Genomic DNA, 22317 nt, shown 5'->3' with positions numbered 1-22317 from the left:
ATTGTGTAGTGCAACGGTAGACTTTCGTCGTTCCTCTCCGAAGGGTGCCTCCGCCGTGTTCTCATGCATCGTGCTCACCCGTCCCACCGACGCGCGCACGCGGACCGTCCTGGTGGCGGCGGTCGCGGCGTTCGCCTGCCTGGCCGCGCTGGTCGCGCTGTACGCCGGGCGACCCGGCCACGCTGCGACCGGTGGGCACCGGGCAGGAGTCTCGGTCCCCCCGCCCGGCGAGCACCCGAACGGCCGGACCGTCGGTGGCCCCGCGTCGGCCACCAAGCCGAACATCATGGTCGTGATGCTCGACGACATGCGCTCCGACGAGCTGCGCTTCGCCCCCAACGCGCGCCGCTACGTGCGCGACCGCGGCCTGGACTTCCGCAACTCGTTCTCGCCGTACCCGCTGTGCTGCCCGGCCCGCGCGAGCTTCCTGCTCGGGAAGTACGCCCACAACCACGGGGTGCTCTACCACACGGCGCCGTACGGGTTCGGCGCCCTCGACGACCACCTGACCATCGGCGGCCGGATGCAGGACGCCGGCTACGACACCGCGCTGGTCGGCAAGTACCTCAACCAGTACGGCCTCCAGCCGTCGCGGGTCACCGGCGGCCCGTCCGAGCACTACGTGCCCGCGGGCTGGACCGACTGGATGGTCGGGATCGAGACGCCGTTCCCTCGCTGGTCGCCCAACTGGGGCAACACCTACAACTACTTCGCGTTCACCCAGAACATCAACGGACGCACGGTGCCGCACACGGGGCAGTACTCCTCGACGGTGATCGGCGACGAGGTGCGTGGCCTGATCACCAAGTACCACCGCGACGACAAGCCGTTCTTCATGTGGGTGACCCCGGTCGCGCCGCACATCGGCGACCCGGTCGAGAGCGACGACCCGCCGCCGTACCGCGAGTCGAAGTACTGGCTGCAGCAGTTCCCGAGCCCCGCGCGCCCGGACTGGGTCAAGGGCCGGTTCGACCGCCAGATCACCCACGCGCCGGGCGTTCCGCTCCACGGTCCCTCCGAGGCCGACGTCAGCGACAAGCCGCAGAACATCCGCAAGTGGCGCGAGATGGTGCCGGTCGAGAAGCAGCGGCTGCGCGACGTCGCCCGGCAGCGCGCGGAGTCGATCTACGCCTGGGACGTGGAGTTCGGCAAGATCGTCCAGCGCCTCAAGGCGACCGGCGAGTACGACAACACGGTGATCGTGTTCACCTCCGACAACGGCTACTACCTCGGCGAGCACCGGCAGCGCGAGGGCAAGATCAAGGCCCACGAGCCCGTGCTCCACGTGCCGCTCCAGGTGGCCGGACCCGGCATCGAGCAGGGCATCCGCTACCACCCGATCACCACGATGGACCTCACCGCCACCGTGCTCGACCTGGCCGGCGCGAAGCCGCTGCCGGACATGGACGGCTCCTCGAACCTGCCCGAGATGACCGGCCCGGACCAGCCGTGGACGATCCCCGTCGTGACCGAGGGACTGATCAAGGACGTGCACCGCAAGCGGTGGACCGACCTGCCCACCGGCCTGACGACGTCCGGGCTGCGCGTGGGGCGGTGGAAGCTGGTCCGCTACGCCAACGGCGACGCGGAGCTGTACGACGAGATGGCCGATCCCAACGAGCTGGACAGCGTCTACTCCGACCCGCGCTACGCCGCGGTCCGGGACGAGATGGCCCGGCTGTGGGAGCAGTACAAGGACTGCAAGGGCGCGGCCTGTCGGGTGCCGCTGCCGGCCGACCTGCAGACCAGGGACACCTGGCTGGCCGGCGAGGACCAGCACGCCCTCCAGGCCCGGACGGACTACTACGACCGCTGACCCGCAGGCACGGCGTCGGGTGCCCGCGTCGGACCTCGCCGGGCACTAGGTTGGGCGCCATGAGCGACGTCGTGGTCACGGACAACCCCGAGGAGAGCCGGTACGAAGCGCGGATCGACGGTGAGCTCCTCGGGTTCTCGGAGTACCACCTGACCCGGTCCTCGATCGTGTTCACCCACACCGAGGTGTTCGAGGCGGCCAAGGGCAGGGGCGTCGGCTCGGCGCTCGCCAGGGGCGCGCTCGACGACGTCCGGGCCAAGGGCGACCGCGACGTCGTCCCGGTCTGCCCCTTCATCCACGGCTGGATCGACGACCACCCGGACTACGCCGACCTCGTGCGGCGCCACGACGGCGACCCGGACGCCTGAACCGGTCGCCCGATCCGGCCGCCCGATCCGGTCGGCGTCAGCGGCGGCGTACGGGCAGCTCGTTCTCCCGGGTCCAGCCAACGCCGATCCGACGTCCGGTCAGGGTCTTCCAGGGCAGTCGGATGTAGAGGACCCGGGCTCCGGCGGCCCAGGGCTTGGGGTTCCAGAACGGCGTGCTGTCCTCGAGGGCGGACGTGTCCTTCACGCGCTCGCCGACCCCGTGGGCGACCACGCTCCAGCCCTTGTGGTCCTCGTAGTCGATGTGGTCGATCTCGAAGGCGAGGGGGCTTCCGGCGGCGTGGGCGCCGAGCTGGCTGTAGGGCGTGGTCCGGAACAGCACCGCGTTGCCGACGGTGGTGTAGTTCACCGGCACGATCTGCGGGCCCTCCTCGGTGCTGAAGGCGACCCGTCCCACGATCGACGCGCGCAGCAGCTCCTCGCACTTCTCGTAGGGCAGCTCGAGCAGCTCGTTCATGCCTCCATCCTGCCCCCCTGCCGGGTCGGCGCACAGGCGGAGCGGACGGATGGAGGGCGGCGTGGAGCGGCTCAGAGCCCCAGGTAGCGACCCGGCCGGTGGTTGAGCGCGAGCACCAGGTTGAGGACGACGGCTCCGAGGGCGGACAGCAGCACGAGCCCGGGGTCGACGACGAACACCGAGCCGAGCACGACCGCGACGTCCAGCGCCATCTGCACGTAGCCGGCCCGCAGGCCGACCTTCTCCTGCATCAGCAGGGCGACCACGTTGAAGCCGCCCAGGCTCGCGCCGTGACGGAACAGGATCAGCAGCCCTGACCCGGCCAGCAGGTTGCCGGCCACCACGCCGTACGCCGCGTGCAGGCCGTCGAGGTCGAGCATGTCCGCCTGCACCCGCGTGGCCAGCGACACTGCGACGACGCAGCCGAGGGACTTCAGCGTGAACGACGCGCCCTTCTGCCACGCGGCCACCGCGAACGCCGGCACGTTGATCAGCACGAACAGCACGCCGAACGGCACCGAGGTGGCGTAGGACAGCAACAGGGAGAGCCCCGCCGTGCCGCCGGTGACGGCGCCCGCCGCCTGGATCAGGTAGATCCCGAGCGAGGCCACGAACACGCCGGTGAACAGGCCGAACGCGTCCTCCAGCGGGGTGTGCGGCGGCGCGACGCGTGGCGTGCTCATGACCCGTCGCAGCCTAGGGCCCCGGGTTCAGGACGCCAGGATCAGGGCCGCCACTCCATCAGCCGGTACAGGCCGCGGTCGGCGACCATCGCGAACCCCAGCCGGCGGTACAGCCGGGCCGCCGGGTCGTGCACCTCGACGTGCAGGCTCGCGGACCGACCGGACATCCGCGCCTCCTCCAGCACCCCGTTGATCAGCCGGCTGCCGATCCCGGCCCGCCGGTACGCCGGGAGCAGCGCGATGTCGATGATGCGGATGTCGTCGAGCCGGCGGTCGACGTACAGGCGTCCGGCGCGGCAGCCGTCGACCTCGACCACGTCGAAGCTGCCGTGCGGGTTGCTGCTGCGGTACTGCCGGTCCTGGAGGTCGAACTGCACCTGGACGGAGGTCTCCCGCTGCTCCGCGGGGGAGCCGGCGCGGGCCAGCTCGTCGTCGCGGGTCGAGGCGTAGACCTCGCGGAGGAAGGCGCGGTCGTGAGGTGTCGCAGGCCGCAGGGTGACCGTGCCGAGCCGCGTGGTCATCGACGTCGCGAGGTGGCTCATCGCGGCAACCCACTTCCTGACCGGTTGCCCGCCCACGCCCTCCGCGCTGCGTCCCCGAGACCGGCTCACTGTCGCACGGGCCGCCCCGGCCGGTCCCGGAAACCGCGGAACTGAGAGGCCGGTCCGGATCCGCTGCGCCCGGTCGGCCGCACGTCGGCGACGAGCGTCGGCCGGTTCGCATCCGGGCCGCGGCTTCGCTACGTTGGAACCTCAGGACCAAGGTCCCGGACAGGCCGCCCGCCTCCCGCATCCGGCCGAAATCGGCTCCTGACACAGCCACGTCGAAACCCGCCCAAGTACCCCGTGGCGGCCCGCTCATTCCGGTGTTTCTCGTCACGTCGCGGCCGCGTGACCCCGGGGCGGAACCGCCCGTTCCCGATGACACAACACCTCATCGAGACCCGTCGTCCGGGACCTCCTGGAAACGATCCCAGACCCCGGCGGCGGCACGGGACAACGGGAGCGGACATGTCACGCAGGCAGGACCAGAAACACCGTCAGGACCCCCAGCACCGGCTGGACCGGACGCACAGCCGGCCGCTGCGCGCACGGACCCTCGCACGGGCGGGCGCCGCCGCGGTGGCAGCGGCCTCGATCGGGTTCGCGGCGCCGGCACTCGCGGCGCACCCGGAGACGCCGTCGGCGCACGCGGCAGCGGGCCAGGCACACCGACCCACCACGACGCACGTGGACCACGGGACCACCGGCCACCACCACGCGGCCCACACGAGCACGCCCCGGGCCGGGACCGCGTCCTCCGCGCAGGCCGGCTCATCGGTCAGTCTGGCCAAGCCGAACGACTTCCAGGCGCAGGCCGATCCCGACGGGATGACCAACGGCGGCGTCGACCAGCCCGGCGGCACCGGTGGCGTGGACACCAGCAGCCAGGACGGCAACAACGGCTCCGGCAACGACGCGGACTGCGAGGACGACAACCGCGGCGTCGGCGTACCGGGCCACTGCAAGGACCGCCCGGCCACCGGGTCCGAGGGCGACGCCGACAGCCCCCTGCCCGGCCAGGTCCCGGACGAGACCACGGGCCAGACGTCGGACCTGACCCCGCAGCTCCAGCTCACCCCGTCGCTGACCATGGTCTCGGTCGCCACCGGCACGGACTCCAGCCTGGTCTCCGCGCCCGCCACCGGGCAGGTGCGGGGCGAGGTGCGGACCCACACCGCCGCGGCGCACCGGGCCACCGGTGTGCTGCCCGAGACCGGCGCCGGCCAGGCACTGCTCGGGCTCGCCCTCGCGGCCCTGGTGGCCCTCGGCCTGGGCACCGGTCTGGTACGCCGCGGCCGGCGGGCCGCGCAGGTCGGCTGAGGCACGACCAGGCCACACCGGTGGAACGGAGAAGGCCCCGGTCGGACCGACCGGGGCCTTCTGCTGTGCGCGAGGGGGAGCGGCGACTCCGCCGGACGCCGTTCTCACGCCGGCGAGTTCGAGCACCTGGACCGTCAGGAGGACTCCACGGAAGGCACGCAGAGGACCGGCGCGCCCGGTTGGACTCCCCTCACAGCGTCTGGAGGGACGTTGCGGCACGTGCGGTGAGAGCCGCCCGCGCGATCGCGGCGGCCAGGAGCGAGGCGGCTCCGACGAGGGCGACCGCTGCGCCGAGCCCGCCGAGCGCGGCGGCGAGGGCCAGCACCAGCAGCGGACAGACGAACTCGCCGAGGAAGAGCGCCGCCGTCCAGAGGCCGGTGCCGCGACCACGCTGCTCGAAGGTCAGCCCCGACAGCGCCCAGACCAGCAGCGTGGGCAGCATCACGCCGGTGCCCGCGGACGCGACGACCGCACCGACGACGATCACCGGCACCGAAGCCCCGACACCCACGACCACCAGTCCGACGCCGGCGAGAGCGAAGGCGATCGGGAGGAGGATCGCGGTGCCCCTGCGGGAGATGCGTCCGAAGGTGAACGCGCCGGCTGCGGTGGCGGCCGAGGCCAGCGCGGTGATCGCGCCGATCACGGGCACGGCACTGACCCCTGCGTGGTCGAGCAGGAACGGCAGCTCCACGATCGGCGTGTAGAAGACGATGCCACCGAAGAGCGAGACCAGGCACGCGGCGAGCAGCGAGCGGACCGGGAGGGGTGGCAGGTCCGGGCGCGTGGCGTCGGCGGTGCCGTGCGGTCGAGGCTGCCAGAGCAGGGTCGCGGCGAGCACCGCGAACGCGAGGCTCGACGCGTAGAGCCAGAACGGCGTGCGCCAGTTGTGGGCGCCGAGCGCACCGCCGAGGGCGAAGAAGAGCGTCGCCGACAGCGACGCGAACACGGTCTGCAGGCCCAGCCAGCGGTCACGGGCCGGTCCGGAGAAGTAGTCCGCGATCAGCGTGGTGCAGCAGGTCATGATCGCTGCCTCGGCGAGCCCGACGCCGACGCGACTGAGCACGATCGCCTCGAGCCCGCCGAGCCACAGCGGTGCGGTGCCGAAGGCGGCGTACACCACGAGGGCGGCGACCAGCAGGCGCTTGCGCCCGAACCTGTCGACGATGCGCCCGGCGAACGGCGCCAGCAGCGCGATCATCAGGGCGGGCACGGTGAGCGAGAGCGGTACCAGGGCCTGGGCCTTCGGCGTGTTGCCGAAGTGGTCCTGCATCCTCGGCAGCACGGGCGCGAGCAGGACGGCGCCCAGGATGGGCAGGCAGCTCATCATCATGAGCAGCAGGCCCTGGGGGCGCCCGGCCTGCCGGGTCGGGGCAGAGCGGTACGACGGCGTGGTGGCGTTGCTGACGGACATGGCGGCTCCGTGGGGTCGGACCGGGTCACCGGTCGTGACAGGCGTCACTGGCGACGAGGGTCGCCGCGACCCGCCGCCGCGCGGAAGTCAGACATGTTGGGTGCCGCTATCCATCCCGTGGATAGCGGCAGGTCACGTCGCGGACATCAGGTCCTCGCCGACCTCCTGCAGGAGCTTGCGCAGCCACTGGTGGGCCGGGTCGCGACGGTGCGAGGGGTGCCACCAGAACGCCTCCTTGAGCGGGATGGCGTCCCAGGGGCAGGGCAGCAGGCGCACCCCGGCCGTCGCCGCGAGCCGGTGTGCCAGCCGCGTCTGGAGCACGGCGATGCGTCGCGTGCCGGCGATGAGGAACGGCACGGTCAGGAAGCTGTCCACGGTGATCTCGACCAGCGGCTCGACGCCGAGCAGGTTGAGCTGACGAGCGGCCGGGGCGAACGCCGTGGGGAGGTTCCACAGCATCACCCAGGGGAGGGTGGCGACGTCGTCCATGGTCAGCTCGTCGCCGACCCGCTCGTTGTCCGGGCTGACCACGCAGACCCAGGTGTCCTCGTACAGGTCGACCACCGGGATGTCCTTGAGGAACCCGTGGGGCAGCACCATGCCGTCCACGCTGCGAAGCGTCTCTGCCGCGTTGTCGACGAACGTCGGCTCGGTCTGGTTCAGCTGCAGGCGCACGCCGGGGGCGATGTCCGCGAGGCGGCGCACGAGCTGCTCGCCGAGGACGGCGGTCGCGTAGTCGGACATCATCAACCGGAAGGTGCGGTCCGAGGACGCGGGATCGAACGCAGGGGAGGCGTCGAACACGCGCTGCACTCCGGACAGCGCCGCCTCGGTCGCTCCCCGGAGCTGTTGCGCAAGCGGCGTGAGCTCGTACTGGTTGCCCGTGCGGTGCAGCAGCTCGTCGCCGAAGTGCCGGCGCAGCCGGGCGAGGGCCGCGGAGACAGCGGGCTGGCTGAGGCCGAGCTGCTCGGAGGCGCGGGTGACGTTGCGCTCGCGGAGGAGGGCGTCGAGCGTCGGGAGCAGGTTGAGGTCGAGGTTGCGGAGGGGCCGCTCGGTCACAAGGTCACCATAAACCTGGTGGATGAGATCGATCACCGATCTGCACTTCCCTGATCGTTCGAGCGGCTCGCACAGTGGTGCCCGTCACCCCGTCGTTCGCTCGTTCCGTCGTACGACGGTCAGCCCGCCACCTCACCAGGAGCCTGTCGTGCCCGCAGTCCGATCCGTGCTCGTCGTCGGCGCCGGCGCCGCCGGCTGTGCGACCGCCACCTTCCTCGCCGAGGCCGGGGTCTCGGTCGACCTCGTCGACGTCAAGCCGGACGTCAGCGCGCTCGGCTCCGGCATCACCCTGCAGGGCAACGCGCTGCGGGTGCTCCGCCGGCTCGGCGTGTGGGACGAGGTCGCCGGCCGCGGCTACGCGTTCGACACCCTCGGCCTGCGCGCGCCGGACCCGGCAGCAACGTTGCTCGTCGAGCTCACCGAGATCCGCACCGGCGGCGCGGACCTGCCCGCGACGCTCGGCATGTACCGACCCGACCTGGCGGCCATCCTGGTCGACCGTGCCTCCAGGGCGGGGGCCAAGGTCAGGTTCGCGACGACGTGCACGGCGCTGGCCCAGGACGACGCCGGGGTCGACGTGACCTTCGCCGACGGGTCGACGGCGCGGTACGACCTCGTCGTCGGCGCCGACGGCATCCGGTCCTGGACGCGGCACCAGCTCGGCATCAATCTCGAGCCGCAGAGCACCGGTATGGGGATCTGGCGGGTCTTCGCCTCGCGGCCTGATTCGGTGACGCGCACCGACCTCTACTACGGCGGGCCGTGCTACATCGCCGGCTACTGCCCGACCGGCCCGGACTCGCTGTACGCCTACCTGGTCGAGGACGTCCAGGACCGCAGCCAGCTCTCCCCCGAGGAGTCGCTCGACGTCATGCGGGGCCTGGCCGCGGCCTACCACGGTCCGTGGGACGAGATCCGCGAGCGGATGACCGACCCGTCGCGGGTCAACTACACCCGGTTCGAGACCCACGTCCTCGACGGCCCCTGGCACCGGGGCCGGGTCGTCCTGATCGGCGATGCCGCGCACACCTGCCCTCCGACCCTGGCCCAAGGTGCGGCGCAGGCGCTCGAGGACGCCGCGGTGCTCGCCGAGGTGCTGCTGGCGCACGACGAGCTGACCGACGCGGTGTGGAGCGCCTTCACCGAGCGGCGGCTGCCGCGTGCGAAGACGGTCGTCGAGGCCTCGGTCCAGCTCGGCCAGTGGCTCCTCGACCGTGTCCAGGGAGACGTGCCGGGCCTGATGGGCCGGATCACGCACCTGCTCGCCGACCCCGCCTGACCAGACCCTGCGACCGAGGAACGCTCATGACCACTGACAACAGCCCCGTCAACGCCCCGGTGAACGAGCGCGGGGAGCGACTGATCACCCACCTGCGCCACGTCGACCTCGCGGTGCCCGACTACGACAAGCAGCTGCACTTCTACACCGAGATGTGGGGGCTGTCGCCGGAGGTCACCGACGAGGGCATCGCCTTCCTCGCCGCCGAGGGATCGCCGGAGCAGTACTCCGTGCGGCTGCGCCGGGCCGACGAGAAGCGGCTCGACCTGATCTCGTTCGGTGCCGCCACCGCGGGCGATGTCGACGCGATGGCGCAGCGGCTGTCCTCGGCCGGCATACGGCTGGTCGCGGAGCCGGACACGCTGCAGACCCCCGGCGGCGGCTACGGCTTCCGGTTCTTCGACAACGACGGCCGGACCGTGGAGATCTCCTCGGACGTTGCCGTGCGGCAACACCGCCGGATCGAGGAGGGGGAGTCGATTCCGGTCAAGCTCTCGCACGTCGTCATCAATGCGCCGAACCCCGAGGCCACCGTCGCGTTCTACGAGCAGCACCTCAGCTTCGCTCTCTCCGACACCCTGTGGTCGCCCCACATGGGCGAGGTGATGTGGTTCATGCGGACCAACCCGGCGCACCACAGCCTCGCGATCGCGCGGTGCCCGCACGTGTCGCTGCACCACGCCTCCTTCGAGATGCGCGGCATCGACGAGTACATGCGCGGCAGTGGGCGGTTGATGCGGGCCGGGGTGGAGAAGGTGTGGGGGCCCGGCCGGCACCTGGCGGGCAACAACACCTTCACCTACTTCCTCGACCCCCACGGCAACACCATCGAGTACACGACCGAGCTCGAGGAGCTCGACGAGGACACCTGGCACCCGCACCTCTACGACTTCTCCGACCCCGAGGTGACCGACCAGTGGGGCACCGCGAACCCGATGAACGAGTTCGTCGCCAAGCAGTCCTTCAACGACCCCGACCGCGGCGTCTTCGTCGCACCACCGGTGTGAGCCACCGATGAGACTCGCCACCTTCGCCGCGGCCGGCCTCGCTGCGCCGCGCGTCGGCGTGGTCGTGAACGACACCGTGCTCGCCTTCCCCGAAGGGATCTCGATGCGCGAGGTGGTGGCGATCGGGATCGACGCCGCCGCCCGCCTCGCCGAGGCCGCGCGCAGGCGGGAGCTGGCCCGACCGCTGTCCTCGGTCCGTCTGCTCGCGCCGCTGCAGCCGGCGTCGGTGCGCGACTTCGTCGCCTTCGAGGAGCACGTGGACGGCGTCCGGCGCAGCGTCGACGGCAACGCGGGCGTCCCGGACGCCTGGTACGACGCGCCGGCGTTCTACTTCACCAACCCGCACACGATCCTGGGTCCGGACGTCGACGTCCCGTTTCCCGCTGCGTGCCGGGCGCGGGACTTCGAGCTCGAGGTCGCGGTCGTCGTCGGCGCGCCTGGCACGTCGCTGAGCGTCGAGGCGGCGCGCGACCATGTCTTCGGCTACACGATCATGAACGACTGGTCTGCGCGGGACCTGCAGTCGCGCGAGATGCAGGTCCGGCTGGGCCCGGCGAAGGGCAAGGACTTCGCCACCACGCTCGGCCCGTGGATCGTCACCGCCGACGAGCTCGAGCCGCAGCGGGACGCCGACGGCTTCCTCGACCTCTGGTGCACCGCGGAGGTCAACGGCGTCGTGGTCGGCCGTGACCTGCTCGCCAACGCGGGGTGGACCTTCGAGGCGATGATCGCGTACGCGTCCAGGGACAGCTGGGTCGAGTGCGGCGACGTGCTCGGCTCGGGGACGGTCGGCAACGGCGGCTGCCTCGCCGAGCTCTGGGGCCGCAACGGGTCCCAGGACCCACCCGCGCTGCAAGACGGAGATCTGGTGACTCTGACGGTCGAGGGCATCGGCTCCCTCAGCAACCGGGTCGCCACCGCGGCCCCCGCGCCGACGATCCCCGCCGTCCGGCGCCGGGACGCAGCGGTTGCGCGGCAGGTGCTGCGATGAGCAGCCTGGCCGGGCGCACCGTCGTCGTCACCGGGGCTGCGTCCGGGATCGGAGCCGCGGTGGTCGACGCCGCGCGAGTGGCCGGCGCCCGGGTGGTCGCCGTCGACCGCATCGCCTCCGGTGACGTGCGGTCCCTGGACGTGCGTGAACCCGCGCAGTGGGCGGCGCTGGCCAGCGCGCTCGCCGGCGACGGCGTGCACGGCCTGGTCAACTGCGCGGGGACGACGTGGCGCGCGCGGGTCGGCGACGTCACCCCTGAGGCATTCCTCGACACGCACGCGGTCAACGTGCTCGGTCCGTTGCTGGGCATCCAGGCGCTGACGCCGCTGATGCCCGCGGGTGCCTCCGTCGTCAACATCGGGTCGCTCGCCGCCTTCCAGGGGCACTACCCGGTCGCGTACACCGCCAGCAAGTGGTCGCTGCGCGGGCTCACCCGGGCCGCCGCCCTGGAGCTGGGACCGAGGGGCATCCGCGTGAACGCCGTCCACCCCGGCTTCATCGACACCGCCATGACCGCGACCGCGCCGGAAGTCTTCCGCGAGGCCTCGATCGCCGCCGCCCCGCTCGGTCGGGTCGGCCTGCCCGAGGAGGTGGCCGCCGTCGTGTGCTTCCTGCTGAGCGACGCCGCGTCCTTCGTCAGCGGAGTCGACCTGCCCGTCGACGGAGGGGCCTCCTCGCACGCGGGCGCCAAGACCGTCTCCGACGCCCTCCGGCCCGACGGCCCGCCGCTCGCTCCGGCCACCTGAGCAGCCCGCCACCGCACCCCACCGAAGGATCACCATGTTCGAGTACTTCCCCGGCAACTACGTCTGGAACCTGGGCGTCGTCGCGACGCTCAACAGCGGAGGCATGATCGACGAGGTCGACCGGGCCTGCCGCCCGCTGCGGGAGCTCGCCGCGCAGGGCTCCGACGTCGGCACGAAGGAGTTCATGGCGGCGTGGCGGCGGGTCGCCGACCAGCTCGAGGAGCAGGCCGCGGAGGCGGAGAAGGCGCGTCACCTCCGCACGGCCGCGCAGAAGTACTTCCGGGCCTCGGTCCACGTCTCGCAGGCGGAGCGGATGCAGAGCGCGACGGACGCCGGCCGCAACGTCGAGTACCAGCGCAGCGTCGACCTGCTGGTGCGGTCGCTGGAGCTGAGCGACCCGACCACCACCAAGGTCGAGGTTCCCTACCGCGAGGGTGACGTGGAGACCGCGCTGCCGGCGTACTTCTGCAACGCCTCCGTCGACGGCGAGCCGACGCCGGTGATGATCCTGTGGAACGGGCTGGACTCGACCAAGGAGATGATGATCGGCTCCGGCTTCCACCGGGAGATGGCCGCCCGTGGCATCTCCACGCTCATGGTCGACTGCCCCGGCAGCGGCGAGGCGCTGCGGCTGCGGGGGCTGACCGCCCGGGTCGACACCGAGGTGTGGGCCGCGGCCTGCGTCGACTGGCTGGAGACCCGCGCCGACGTACGCCGCGACCGGATCGGGCTGGCGGGCTGGTCGCTCGGTGGCTACTACGCCCCCCGCGCGGCGGCGTTCGAGAAGCGACTCGCGCTGTGCGTGGCCTGGGGTGCGAACCACGACTGGGGCGCGGTGCAGAAGCGCCGGCTCGAGCGCGAGGGGGAGAACCCCGTCCCGCACTACTGGGACCACGTGCTGTGGGTCTGGGGGGAGAGCGACGTCGACGCCTTCATCGCGAAGGCCGAGCAGGTGCACCTCGACGGGGTGGTGGAGCAGATCACCGTGCCGTTCCTGGTCGTGCACGGGCAGAACGACCGGCAGATCCCGCTCGAGTACGCGCACCGCTCCTACGACCAGGCGGTGCGCAGCCCGAAGCGTGAGCTGCGGGTCTTCACCCCCGACGAGGGCGCCACGGAGCACATCGGGCTCGACCACCTCCCGCACGTCAGGGACCACATCGCCGACTGGGTGGCCGACACCTTCGCCGAGCTCGACGAGGCGACCTCGTGAGGCCGGAGGACCTGGACCGGACCGACCCGGAGGGCGCGATCGCGAAGGCAGCGGCCCGCGTGTCGAACTGGGGTCGCTGGGGGCCGGACGACGTGCTCGGGACGATGAACCTCCTCGACGACGCCAAGCGGCGCGAGGCAGCGGCGCTGGTGCGGACCGGTGCGTCGTACTCGCTGTCGCAGTCCTTCGACATGGACGGACCGCAGAGAGGCTGGCGCCGGCGCACCAACCCGGTGCACACGATGCTCGACACCGGGTGTGATGCGGCCGCCGGTGTCCAAGGCTTCCCGCACGGCATCGGCGGGGCTGACGACGTGATCGCGATGCCGTTGCAGTGCTCGACGCAGTGGGACGGTCTCGGCCACATCTTCGACCACGGGCGCGCCTGGAACGGCCGCCCCGCCGAGCAGGTGGTCACCAGTCTCGGGGACGCAGTGACCGGCATCGAGACGGTGGCCGACCGGATCGCCGGCCGCGGCGTCCTGCTCGACGTCGGCAGGACGTTCGGCGAGGACGGTGAGCTCCCGGACGGCTTCGCCATCACCGAGGAGCACCTGGAGGCAACGATCGCCGCCCAGGGGCCCACGTCAGCCGTGGGTCGCGGCGACATCGTCGTCGTCCGGACCGGCCAGCTCACCCGCGCGCGACGCGAGGGCTGGGGCGAGTACGCCGGAGGCTCCGCGCCCGGCCTGTCCTTCACCACGGTCGACTGGCTGCACCGCACGGAGATCGCCGCGATCGCGACGGACACGTGGGGGTTCGAGGTTCGGCCGAACGAGTTCGACGACGCGTTCCAGCCACTCCACCAGGTGGTGATCCCCCACATCGGCCTCTTCATCGGCGAGATGTGGGACCCGGATGCGCTCGCCGGGGCCTGCGCCGCCGACGGCAACCACGACTTCTTGCTCACCGCCGCGCCCCTCAAGATCACCGGCGCCGTCGGTGCGCCGGTCAACCCGGTCGCCGTGCGCTGACACGCCCTACGTCGAGACTTCACGTCGCCGGGCGCTGCGATCCAGGTCTGAAGACCCATGCGCAGACGTCGCCCTCGGCAGCGTGGCCGGGGCTCGAGGAAGCCTGCTGGGCGCTTCGAACCACCGACGCCTGCGGAATGGACGAAGCCCCGGATCCGAAGACCCGGGGCCAGCCACTCACGTGCGCGAGGGGGGAGTTGAACCGTAGGACCACCACGCTCGATCACGCGCGAACCGCCGGCCCGAGCGTGAAACCGAGCTCCCGTTGCCTCCGGTTGCCTCCCGTTACCTCGGGGGCGTGCACCCCAGGGGTGCACCAGCCGATATTGCGTTGAGCCAATCCGGTTGCTGGTGCGGCCACCCTAGCCTGCACCGTGAACCGCCGCGCGTACTCCTGCTCCAAGCCTCTTCAGCCGGACCCCTCGTCCGCCTTCAACCCGCCGTACTTGGCGCGCCATCGGTAGAACGTCTGCTCGCTGACCCCAAGTCTTCTTGCACCCTGAGGGACCGTCGACCGCTGGAGCTGCAGCTTCTCCGCATCACCGACCACGCCACGATCTGCTCCGGGCTCGACCTCTTCGCTGCAGCCATCAGGAACTCACACCAGTCCTCTCCCTGGTGGATGGATTCTCACAAGAACCGGACCGAAATTCGGGGGCCGCACAGTCGGCGCATCGCGCAGACCCCCACTCTGCGCATCTGCTCGCTGTTGACGGCGCGGCCAACGACACTGCCACGGACGAGGACCAGGCTGGAAGCCGCGGAGTCCGCTGCCTCGGCGTCCTGCCTGGCGAGGATCCATTTCATCGTGCGGGCTCGTGATCGGCGAGGATTTGGAGAGCTCCGGTGAGTCCCGGTTCCGGGGCCATAACGATCACCGTGGCGATCTGATCGAGGTACGTGCCCGCGTGAGGGTGCCAGGTGAAGCGTTCACGGAAGCCACTCTGGGCCAGGAATTCGGGGAACCTCTTGACGATCCCCCCGGCCAGGAACACACCACCGGTCGCCCCCGTCGTGAGAGCAGCATTCGCGGCGACCGTGGCGAGCAGCTCACAGAACATCCCAAGAGTCGCCACGCACGTGTAATCCGTGCTCGACAGCGCGCGTTCGACGATCTCGTCGGGCCGCACGTCAGCGACTGCGCTGGTGCCGTGCGCCTCGGCGAGCGCCCCGTAAAGGCGGACCAGGCCCGGTCCCGAGAGCACCATTTCGGCACTGGCATAGCCCCAGCTCTTGCGCAGCGCACGGACGACCTCCAGCTCGTCCTCGTGGAGGCACGCCAGTGCCACGTGTCCGCCTTCACCGGGCTGGACGCGCCACCCCGTGTGATCCGGGAGGATGGTCGCCACACCGAGCCCGGTGCCGGGGCCGACGGCGACCGCACCACGCGCGAGGTCGAGGCGAACCTCTCCGACCTGGAACAGGTCCTGCGGACCCAGCTCAGGGATCGACCGGGCAGCGGCGGCGAAGTCATTGACCACGAGCAGCGTGCTCAGTCCGAGGTCACGCTTCGTCTCCTCGATGGAGAAGTCGAGCTCGGCGTTGGTCAGCGTGCAGCGGTCGCCGCTGACCGGACCGGCGATCGCGAAGCACGCAGCATCGACCGAGTCGGCGCCGACCTTGGCGAGATAGTCCTCGACAAGCTCGACAAACCTTCGCGCCGAGCTGGTCGGCAACGTGAGTTCCTGAGACAGCAGCCTGGTCCGCGGATCCGCGAGCGCGAAGCGAGCGTTCGTGCCACCGATGTCGGCGACGAGCCCCAGGGGCGTGGAAGGACGGGTCATCGTGGGCCTCGCTGTTCACGGGTCGAACCGGGTCGAGCGACCAGCCCAGCTGAGGCCGGTCATGAGATCTGGAACTCGGCGACGAGGTGGGTGCGGCGCCGTGAGCTCGGGCCGACCCGGAGCTCGAAGGCACCGGGTTCGACAACGCGACGGCCTGCGGCATCGACCAGCGAGCACCGCGTAGCGGGTATGGCGAGGGGCACCTCTCGGGTCTCCCCCGGAGGTAGCTCCACCTGGGTGTATCCCTTCAGCTCCTGCTCGGCCCAGGTGACGCTCGTGGTCAGGTCACTGATGTAGGCCTGCACGGTTTCCAGGGCGGGGCGGCCCCCAGTGTTGGTGAGCACGGCCGTCGCCTCGATGACGCCAGCAGCCGAGACGATCTCCGTGTGGAGGATCAACTGGTCGTAGCTGACGGTGGTGTAACTCAGTCCTTCTCCGAACGCGAAGAGAGGATCCTGGGTGAGGTCGGCATAGCGGTCGCCGTGCTGACCACGAACCTGGTTGTAGTAGACCGGTTGCTGGCCGACGTGACGCGCGAACGAGATCGGCAACCGACCGCTGGGCTCGATGAGCCCGAGGACGAGCTCCGCGATTGCGCGCCCACCGCGCATGCCGGGGTTGAACGCCTCGACGATCGCCGCAGCCTGGAGAGCAGAGGTCGGCAGCGTGCTGGGCTTGGACTGGACGAGCACCACGATCATGGGCGTCCCGGTGGCGGCGACCGCGTCCAGCAGTGCGATCTGGCCGCCCTGCAGGTCGAGGGTGGCGGTCGAGCACGACTCACCGGTCAACGCGATGGTGTCGCCGACCACCACGACGGCGTAGTCAGCGTTCCGGGCCGCCGCGACCGCCTGCTGCAGCAGGTCCTGGTCGACGGGAGCAGGGCTGAAGATCGGCGGCCGGGGCTGGCCATCGGGGAGAAATGGGCCGGCGGGATCGGGAACGAGGACCTCGATCTCGCACCCTCGCGCGTGAGCAACAGACCAGTCGGTGGGCACGACGGCGCGGAAGCCGTCGAGCACGGTCTCAACGGACCCGCGCGGGTGTCCCTCGGGCATCCAGTCGGTCTGGCCCGACGCCCCGGCCCAGTCGCCCAGCATGGCCTGGGGATCGTCTCCGTTGGGACCGATCACCGCCACGGTGCGGGCCGCCCCGCGCGCAATGGCGCGACCCTGACCACCCGAGCTCAGTCCGCCTTCGAGCGGCAGCACACCCTCGTTGCGCAGCAGCACCAGGGACCGGCGCGCCACCGCGAGGTTCAGGTCAGCGTGCTCGGCGCACCCGATCACCTCCCGTTGCCGCTCAGGATCCGGGGCCCGCGGGTTCTCGAACAGGCCCAGCTCGAACTTCAGCCGCAAGATGCGGCGCACCGCTTCGTCGATTTCCTCTTCGTCGAGCTGCCCGCGGCGCACGGCCTCGAGGGCGCCTTCGAAGAAGGTGGGAGTGCTCATGACGAAGTCGTTGCCTGCCCGGACGGCGACGGATGCCGCCTCGACGTCGTCTGCGCATACCTGCTGCTCCCACACCATGCGCCCGACGTTGTCCCAGTCGGTGGTGAGCGTGCCCGTGAAGCCCCACTCCCGCTTGAGCACGTCGCTCAGAAGCCAGCGGTTCGCCGTGACCGGGACCCCGTCAATCGACTGATAGCCGAGCATGAACGTCCTGGCCCCGGCCTCGACGGCTCGCTCGAAGGGCGGCAGGAACCACGAGCGCAGCTTGCGCGGGCTCAGGTCGGCCTCGCTCGCGTCTCGCCCACCCTGGGTCTCGGAATAGCCCGCGAAGTGCTTGGCACAGGCCAAGATGGCGGTCGGGTCGGTCAGGCCGTAGCCCTGATATCCGCGGATCATCGCTGCGCCGAGCTCGCCGATGAGGAACGGGTCTTCTCCGAACGTCTCGTCGACCCGACCCCACCGCAGGTCGCGGGTGATGCACAGCACCGGCGAAAGCGTCCAGACGATGCCCGTTGCGGCGACTTCGACCGCAGTGACCCGGGCCATCTGCTCGAGCAGCGCGGGGTCCCAGCAGCATGCCATCCCCAGCTGTGTGGGAAAGATCGTCGCCCCTGGCCAGAACGAGTGACCGTGGATGCAGTCGTCGGCGAACAGCAGCGGGATGCCGAGCCGAGTGCCGCGGGCCAGCTCCATCGCCTCCCCGATGCGTGTCGGGGAGGCGTGGATGACCGAGCCGGCCAGTCGAGTCTGCACGGTGTCGACCAGGTCCTGCCTGGCGTCCAGCTGCAGCATCTGACCCACCTTCTCCGGCAGAGTCATCCGTGCGAGCAGGTCCTCGACACGCTCGTCCACCGCCGCAGCCGGGTCGAGGTAGACCGACGCATCGACGGTCGTCGGGGCGTTGAGGTGCATGCTTCTCCTGAGGTTCACATCGTCCTGGTCGTGGTGCCGCTACGCCGGGACCCGCGCGCGCCTCCATCGTGAACATCGTCACCGGCCCGGTCCGAGCTCGGCGCTCTCGTGGTCCCGCGCGGGGTGGTGTCTCAGCAGCCGGGGGACGAGAACACCCCCGTCTCCAACGGCAGCGGTCGCACGGTGCGGTCCGCGGTGATCAACAACGGCCATGCCTACCGGTCCACCGTGCGCCGGAGAGCGGCTGCGTGTTCATTCCTCACATACCCAAGGCGCAGGACCGCGTCCTCGACAACCTGCCTGGTTCCGGGACTCACCTGGTCCTCACCGTTGACGACGCGAGAAACAGTCTTGATGCTGACGCCGGCCGCGGCCGCGACGTCCTTCATCGTGACCGGAGCCATTCGAAGAGAGCCGGTCGATGCGATCAAACGGTCCGGGCCCCATCGTGATTCGTGCCTCATCTGATCCTCCTGAGGGTCGGATACCAAGCAACGCCCTGCCGGTGTTTGAGCGTCGGCGTCTGCCCGAGCGGCGCCTCCGGCACATGCTCGGGACTGTTCGTGAGCGACCCCGTCACGGGACAACCGTCATCACCCACGCCGCCGAGTTCGGGGGCAACACGCCGTCTTCGCCCTCCGGCGTGGATCTCAGGAGGACGTTCCCGGCCGGCAGCCGTACGACCTCGGCACCGCTGTTGAGCCAGCACTCGACGTCGCCCCGACGGAACGCCAGCGTTTCCTTCGGGGAGTCAACCCACGCGAAGGGCTTGCTCAGCAGGACCTGTCGGCGTAGGCGCAGGCACTCCCGATACAGCCCCAAGGTCGAGGCGGGGTCCTGGTCCTGGGCTGCCACCGTGAGAGGTCCCCAGTCGCCCGGTTGGGGAAGCCAAGGCTCGGCCGCCGCATCTGCTGCGCTGAACCCGTAGGAGGGCGCGGAACCCACCCACGGCAGCGGAACGCGACAGCCGTCGCGCCCAGGGAGCGCCCTGCCCGATTGCTCAAAGACGGGATCCTGCCGTCGGTCGCTTGGGATGTGCTCAACTTCGGGAAGTCCCAGTTCCTCGCCCTGGTACAGGTACGCGCTGCCGGGAAGTGCGAGCACCATCATGAGAGCCGCGCGGGCCCGGCGCACCCCGAGCTCCAGGTCGGGTGTCTCTGTCGCCCACCGCTGTTGCTCCCAGACCCTGTCGACGAGGTGGTCGGGTTGGGTTCGGGCATAGCGGGTCACGTGCCGGACGACGTCGTGGTTGGACAGCACCCAGGTGCTGGGAGCGCTGACGTCGGCGACGGCATTCATGGCCTCATCGGCGATCGCGCGCAGGTGGTCCGCGCGGAAAGGTGCCTGCAGGAAGTCGAACTGGAAGGCGAGGTGCAGCTCGTCGGGACGCAGGTACCGGGCCAGACGTTCGCTCGTGGGCACCCATGACTCGGCGACGAAGATTCGCGGCGGAGCGTATGAGTCCGCGATCTTGCGCCAGCTGCGATAGATCTCGTGCACGTCGTCGTGGTCCCAGGCCGGATGCGCCGCTGTGTCGAGGGCACCGCGATCGCGGAGGCCGGCGTCCGGGAGTCCTGGGGTCTTGCTCAGCCCGTGTGCCACATCGATGCGGAATCCGTCGACGCCTCGGTCGAACCAGAACCGGAGGACGTCCTCGAACTCGTCGCGAACCTCTCCGTTCTCCCAGTTGAGATCTGGCTGATCGGGTGCGAACAGGTGCAGGTACCACTCGCCTGGGGTTCCGTATGAATCGGACACCCGGGTCCATGCGGGCCCGCCGAACTGGCTGTGCCAGTCGTTGGGAGGAAACTCGCCGCGCTCGCCGCGGCCTGGCCTGAAGATGTACCGCGCCCGGGCGGCCTGATCACCCGCAAGCGCCGTCTGGAACCAGCGGTGTGCGGAAGACGTGTGGTTGGGAACGATGTCGAGGATCACCCGCAGGTTCGCTGCATGCGCCTCGTCGATCAGGGCCTCCGCCTCGGCAAGGGTCCCGTACGTCGGTTCAATGCCGCGGTAGTCGGCGACGTCGTAACCCGCATCCGCCTGAGGCGACGGGTACCACGGGTTGATCCAGAGCGCGTCCACGCCGAGTTCAGCCAGATAGGGCAGCCGGGCACGCAATCCCGCGATGTCGCCGATCCCATCACCATCCCCATCCGCGAACGAGCGGATGTAGACCTGGTACACCGCCGCCGTGCGCCACCAGGCGTCCGGGTCTTGGTCGTGAAGAGAGGTGTGGGCTGGTGTGGGCTGGGCCACGTTGTGGTGCCTTTCTGGTATTCGAGGGAGGTTGAAGCGATCACTTGACGGCGCCGGCCACGGCTCCTCGCGTCAACGTTCGCTGGAAGATCAGGAAGAACGCGACCGCGGGGAGGAGACCCATCAACGACGCTGCGGCCAGGCCTGTGGGCGAGCTCGTGTACTGCCCCTGAAGGCTGCCCATGGCTACGGAGACCGTCTGGTTGTCATTCGAGGGCAGCATGATCAGCGGAAGGAAGAAGTCGTTCCAGGTCCAGATGAAGAAGAACGTCATGAGGACCGTCAGGGTGGGCCAGATGATCGGCACAACGATCATGCGCAGGACCTGCCAGCGGTTCGCTCCGTCGATCCGGGCCGCCTCCAAGACCCCCCGGGGGAACTCAGAAAGCGTGGAGGCGATCAGGTAGGTGCCGAACGCGCTCGACATCACGGAGCTGATGATGATGACGACGAGCTTGGTGTTGTACAGGCCCGTGTTGTTCGCCATGTAGTACAGCGGGTAGATGAGCGCTTCTTGTGGAACCGTCGTGGCAAGGAGCAGCAGCAGCAGGAGTGATCGTCGTGCCCTGACCTTCCCGATGCCCAGCGCGTAGGCATTGAACAAGCTGATCAGCGTCCCGACGACGGCGACCGAGCCGCTGATGATGATGCTGTTGGTGAGCTTGTTCGTGTAGTCGACGTTCTGCCAGAAGGTCTTGATGCCATTGAGGTCGAACGAGTGGGGCATCGCCAGCGGACCGTGTGCGGCATAGTCGCCAGCCGTTTTGACCGCGTTGACGGCGGCCAGGATGAACGGAAACAGTGCGAGGACGGCGGCGAGTGCGAGCAGTCCCAGGGTGACCCAACGGGTCGCTCCGCGGCGATGGCGCGAGCCGCTGCCCGCGCGCTTGGGGCTCGAGCCAGTACGCGCTCTGCGCCCTACGCGTGGACTGCCGATGGTGACGGTGCGCGCCTCCTTGGTGAGCGTCATGGCTGCTACACCCCTTCGTTCTTGGACTGGATCCGGATGAACACGATGGCCATGGCGATCACGACGAGGGTCAGGATCGTCGCGACGGCAGCGCCGTAGCCGACCTGCAGGGAGCCGAAGAAGTTCGAGTAGGAGTAGTAGGACGGGACATTCGTCGCGTTGCCGGGACCGCCCTTGGTCAGCACGTACACCGGCCCGAACACCTTCAAGGCGGCGATCGCCGTGGTGAGCAGCACGACGAAGACCTCCGGTCGCAGGTGGGGAACCGTGACGTGTCTGAATCGAGCGAACCAGGAGGCGCCGTCGAGCTCCGCGGCTTCGTGGTATTGCGGATCGATGCGGGCCATCCCTGCCATGAAGATGACCAGTCCGTACCCCAGCTGCATCCACACCAGGACCAACATGACCGACGGCAGGGCCCAGCGAGAGTCACCGAGCCAGTTCGGCGGATCGTCGATCCCGAGCTGCTGCAGAGCCGCATTGATCGCGCCGTACGGGTTGAGAATCCATCCCCAGACAACGCCCGCGACAGCGACCGGCAAAACCTGCGGCAGGTAGAAGCCGGCGCGCAGAACACTGGAGACGCGCTGCCCGAAGCGGGGCTCGATGTAGTCGAACAGGACCGCGGCCAGGAAGAGGCCCAAGACAGTCGGCACGATTGCCATCGCCACGATGAACCAGATGCTGTGCTCGAAAGCGGACCAGAAGAAGTGGTCGCGCATGAGACGCCGGTAGTTCTCGAGGCCGACAAACGTCGGACTGCCAACGCCGGACCAGTTCGTGAAGCTGATGCCGATGTTCATCAGGAACGGCACGAACACGACGGCGAGGAACCCGACGGCGCCCGGGAGCAGGTAACGCAGGTAGCCCTTCCGCGCCTGCCGGGACAGTGGAGAGACTCGGCCGGCTCCGCGAGCGATCGTGGCAGTGGTGGTCATGGCTGTCCTTCGTGACGGATGGCTGGAGAGGGAAGGACGGGGACCGCTCACCGGAGTGGTCCGGATTGGGAGCTTGGAGCAGTCCCCGTCCTCTGAGAACGTCCGCTGCGATCCGT

General features: G+C 70.1%; 21 protein-coding genes. 9 read left to right on the top strand and 12 right to left on the bottom strand.

Translation table 11 applies throughout. The features are described 5' to 3' along the window. The first annotated feature begins 55 nt into the window (after nt 1-55). A complete protein-coding gene (locus EFL26_RS18830; RefSeq protein WP_148046769.1) occupies nt 56-1816 on the top strand; it encodes a sulfatase-like hydrolase/transferase in 1761 nt (586 codons plus the stop codon). A 59-nt stretch (nt 1817-1875) separates the two neighbouring features. After that, a complete protein-coding gene (locus EFL26_RS18825; RefSeq protein ID WP_123224425.1) occupies nt 1876-2184 on the top strand; it encodes a GNAT family N-acetyltransferase in 309 nt (102 codons plus the stop codon). A gap of 37 nt (nt 2185-2221) precedes the next feature. Here EFL26_RS18825 and EFL26_RS18820 read toward each other — a convergent pair whose 3' ends face one another. The 3 genes from EFL26_RS18820 to EFL26_RS18810 form a co-directional block, all read right to left on the bottom strand. Continuing rightward, on the bottom strand, nt 2222-2659 hold the full coding sequence (locus EFL26_RS18820; RefSeq protein WP_123224424.1) for a pyridoxamine 5'-phosphate oxidase family protein: 438 nt from the start codon (nt 2657-2659) through the stop codon (nt 2222-2224). A 71-nt stretch (nt 2660-2730) separates the two neighbouring features. Further along, on the bottom strand, nt 2731-3342 hold the full coding sequence (locus tag EFL26_RS18815) for a YitT family protein (RefSeq protein WP_123224423.1): 612 nt from the start codon (nt 3340-3342) through the stop codon (nt 2731-2733). 41 nt (nt 3343-3383) lie between these two features. Next, nucleotides 3384-3884, bottom strand: coding sequence for a GNAT family N-acetyltransferase (locus tag EFL26_RS18810; RefSeq protein WP_221177032.1), 501 nt, complete (start codon nt 3882-3884; stop codon nt 3384-3386). A 468-nt stretch (nt 3885-4352) separates the two neighbouring features. On the opposite strand from EFL26_RS18810, the gene EFL26_RS18805 reads away from it, so the two are divergent. Further along, complete coding sequence (locus EFL26_RS18805) at nt 4353-5204, top strand: hypothetical protein (protein WP_123224422.1); 852 nt, start codon at nt 4353-4355, stop codon at nt 5202-5204. Between the two features lie 190 nt (nt 5205-5394). On the opposite strand, the gene EFL26_RS18800 is transcribed toward EFL26_RS18805, so the two are convergent. Both EFL26_RS18800 and EFL26_RS18795 read right to left on the bottom strand, forming a co-directional pair. Next, nucleotides 5395-6618: an MFS transporter gene (locus tag EFL26_RS18800; RefSeq protein WP_123224421.1), complete on the bottom strand. Its 1224-nt coding sequence runs from the start codon at nt 6616-6618 to the stop codon at nt 5395-5397. Nucleotides 6619-6750: 132 nt separating this feature from the next. Continuing rightward, on the bottom strand, nt 6751-7677 hold the full coding sequence (locus EFL26_RS18795; RefSeq protein WP_123224420.1) for a LysR family transcriptional regulator: 927 nt from the start codon (nt 7675-7677) through the stop codon (nt 6751-6753). Nucleotides 7678-7825: 148 nt separating this feature from the next. Between EFL26_RS18795 and EFL26_RS18790 the strand changes: the two genes are divergently transcribed. Genes EFL26_RS18790 through EFL26_RS18765 form a run of 6 tightly spaced genes read left to right on the top strand, consistent with a single transcriptional unit; the run spans nt 7826 to nt 13887 of the window. After that, nucleotides 7826-8956: an FAD-dependent monooxygenase gene (locus EFL26_RS18790; RefSeq protein ID WP_123224419.1), complete on the top strand. Its 1131-nt coding sequence runs from the start codon at nt 7826-7828 to the stop codon at nt 8954-8956. Nucleotides 8957-8982: 26 nt separating this feature from the next. Further along, the gene (locus EFL26_RS18785) at nt 8983-9963 is read left to right on the top strand and encodes a VOC family protein (protein ID WP_123224418.1); all 981 of its coding nucleotides are present in this window, start codon (nt 8983-8985) and stop codon (nt 9961-9963) included. Nucleotides 9964-9970: 7 nt separating this feature from the next. Beyond that, on the top strand, nt 9971-10954 hold the full coding sequence (locus EFL26_RS18780; protein WP_123224417.1) for a fumarylacetoacetate hydrolase family protein: 984 nt from the start codon (nt 9971-9973) through the stop codon (nt 10952-10954). Further along, on the top strand, nt 10951-11700 hold the full coding sequence (locus tag EFL26_RS18775; protein WP_123224416.1) for an SDR family NAD(P)-dependent oxidoreductase: 750 nt from the start codon (nt 10951-10953) through the stop codon (nt 11698-11700). The genes EFL26_RS18780 and EFL26_RS18775 overlap by 4 nt, the downstream gene beginning before the upstream one ends. A 34-nt stretch (nt 11701-11734) precedes the next feature. Further along, nucleotides 11735-12913: an alpha/beta hydrolase family protein gene (locus tag EFL26_RS18770; RefSeq protein ID WP_123224415.1), complete on the top strand. Its 1179-nt coding sequence runs from the start codon at nt 11735-11737 to the stop codon at nt 12911-12913. Next, nucleotides 12910-13887 (top strand): cyclase family protein, encoded by a 978-nt coding sequence (locus EFL26_RS18765; protein WP_246000271.1) that lies wholly within the window; start codon nt 12910-12912, stop codon nt 13885-13887. The genes EFL26_RS18770 and EFL26_RS18765 overlap by 4 nt, the downstream gene beginning before the upstream one ends. Before the next feature lie 409 nt (nt 13888-14296). Here EFL26_RS18765 and EFL26_RS25020 read toward each other — a convergent pair whose 3' ends face one another. The 7 genes from EFL26_RS25020 to EFL26_RS18730 all read right to left on the bottom strand — a co-directional run bounded on the left by EFL26_RS25020 (nt 14297) and on the right by EFL26_RS18730 (nt 22084). Further along, complete coding sequence (locus EFL26_RS25020; RefSeq protein WP_123224414.1) at nt 14297-14437, bottom strand: transposase; 141 nt, start codon at nt 14435-14437, stop codon at nt 14297-14299. A 253-nt stretch (nt 14438-14690) separates the two neighbouring features. Then, complete coding sequence (glk, locus tag EFL26_RS18755) at nt 14691-15671, bottom strand: glucokinase (RefSeq protein ID WP_123224413.1); 981 nt, start codon at nt 15669-15671, stop codon at nt 14691-14693. A 59-nt stretch (nt 15672-15730) separates the two neighbouring features. After that, on the bottom strand, nt 15731-18034 hold the full coding sequence (locus EFL26_RS18750) for an exo-beta-d-1,3/1,6-glucosidase (RefSeq protein ID WP_123224412.1): 2304 nt from the start codon (nt 18032-18034) through the stop codon (nt 15731-15733). Between the two features lie 215 nt (nt 18035-18249). Then, nucleotides 18250-18423: a LacI family DNA-binding transcriptional regulator gene (locus EFL26_RS18745; RefSeq protein WP_123224581.1), complete on the bottom strand. Its 174-nt coding sequence runs from the start codon at nt 18421-18423 to the stop codon at nt 18250-18252. A 187-nt stretch (nt 18424-18610) separates the two neighbouring features. Then, nucleotides 18611-20293, bottom strand: a complete 1683-nt coding sequence (locus EFL26_RS18740; RefSeq protein WP_183408259.1) for a glycoside hydrolase family 13 protein — start codon at nt 20291-20293, stop codon at nt 18611-18613. A gap of 40 nt (nt 20294-20333) precedes the next feature. After that, nucleotides 20334-21263, bottom strand: a complete 930-nt coding sequence (locus tag EFL26_RS18735; RefSeq protein WP_123224410.1) for a carbohydrate ABC transporter permease — start codon at nt 21261-21263, stop codon at nt 20334-20336. A 5-nt stretch (nt 21264-21268) separates the two neighbouring features. After that, nucleotides 21269-22084, bottom strand: a complete 816-nt coding sequence (locus EFL26_RS18730) for a carbohydrate ABC transporter permease (RefSeq protein ID WP_246000270.1) — start codon at nt 22082-22084, stop codon at nt 21269-21271. Nucleotides 22085-22317: the final 233 nt, after the last annotated feature.

The organism is Nocardioides pocheonensis, assembly GCF_003725535.1.
GTDB classification, from domain to species: domain Bacteria; phylum Actinomycetota; class Actinomycetes; order Propionibacteriales; family Nocardioidaceae; genus Marmoricola; species Marmoricola pocheonensis.
Note: the sequence above shows the minus strand (reverse complement) of the source record. Positions and strands in the feature narration are given on the sequence as shown.

What these genes read in the sequence shown, in the direction of transcription:
- EFL26_RS18825 (WP_123224425.1), top strand. Translation starts at nt 1,876, where the DNA reads ATGAGCGACGTCGTGGTCACGGACAACCCCGAGGAGAGCCGGTACGAA.
- EFL26_RS18820 (WP_123224424.1), bottom strand. Translation starts at nt 2,659, where the DNA reads ATGAACGAGCTGCTCGAGCTGCCCTACGAGAAGTGCGAGGAGCTGCTG.
- EFL26_RS18815 (WP_123224423.1), bottom strand. Translation starts at nt 3,342, where the DNA reads ATGAGCACGCCACGCGTCGCGCCGCCGCACACCCCGCTGGAGGACGCG.
- EFL26_RS18810 (WP_221177032.1), bottom strand. Translation starts at nt 3,884, where the DNA reads ATGAGCCACCTCGCGACGTCGATGACCACGCGGCTCGGCACGGTCACC.
- EFL26_RS18805 (WP_123224422.1), top strand. Translation starts at nt 4,353, where the DNA reads ATGTCACGCAGGCAGGACCAGAAACACCGTCAGGACCCCCAGCACCGG.
- EFL26_RS18800 (WP_123224421.1), bottom strand. Translation starts at nt 6,618, where the DNA reads ATGTCCGTCAGCAACGCCACCACGCCGTCGTACCGCTCTGCCCCGACC.
- EFL26_RS18785 (WP_123224418.1), top strand. Translation starts at nt 8,983, where the DNA reads ATGACCACTGACAACAGCCCCGTCAACGCCCCGGTGAACGAGCGCGGG.
- EFL26_RS18780 (WP_123224417.1), top strand. Translation starts at nt 9,971, where the DNA reads ATGAGACTCGCCACCTTCGCCGCGGCCGGCCTCGCTGCGCCGCGCGTC.
- EFL26_RS18775 (WP_123224416.1), top strand. Translation starts at nt 10,951, where the DNA reads ATGAGCAGCCTGGCCGGGCGCACCGTCGTCGTCACCGGGGCTGCGTCC.
- EFL26_RS18770 (WP_123224415.1), top strand. Translation starts at nt 11,735, where the DNA reads ATGTTCGAGTACTTCCCCGGCAACTACGTCTGGAACCTGGGCGTCGTC.
- glk (WP_123224413.1), bottom strand. Translation starts at nt 15,671, where the DNA reads ATGACCCGTCCTTCCACGCCCCTGGGGCTCGTCGCCGACATCGGTGGC.
- EFL26_RS18750 (WP_123224412.1), bottom strand. Translation starts at nt 18,034, where the DNA reads ATGCACCTCAACGCCCCGACGACCGTCGATGCGTCGGTCTACCTCGAC.
- EFL26_RS18745 (WP_123224581.1), bottom strand. Translation starts at nt 18,423, where the DNA reads ATGAAGGACGTCGCGGCCGCGGCCGGCGTCAGCATCAAGACTGTTTCT.
- EFL26_RS18735 (WP_123224410.1), bottom strand. Translation starts at nt 21,263, where the DNA reads ATGACGCTCACCAAGGAGGCGCGCACCGTCACCATCGGCAGTCCACGC.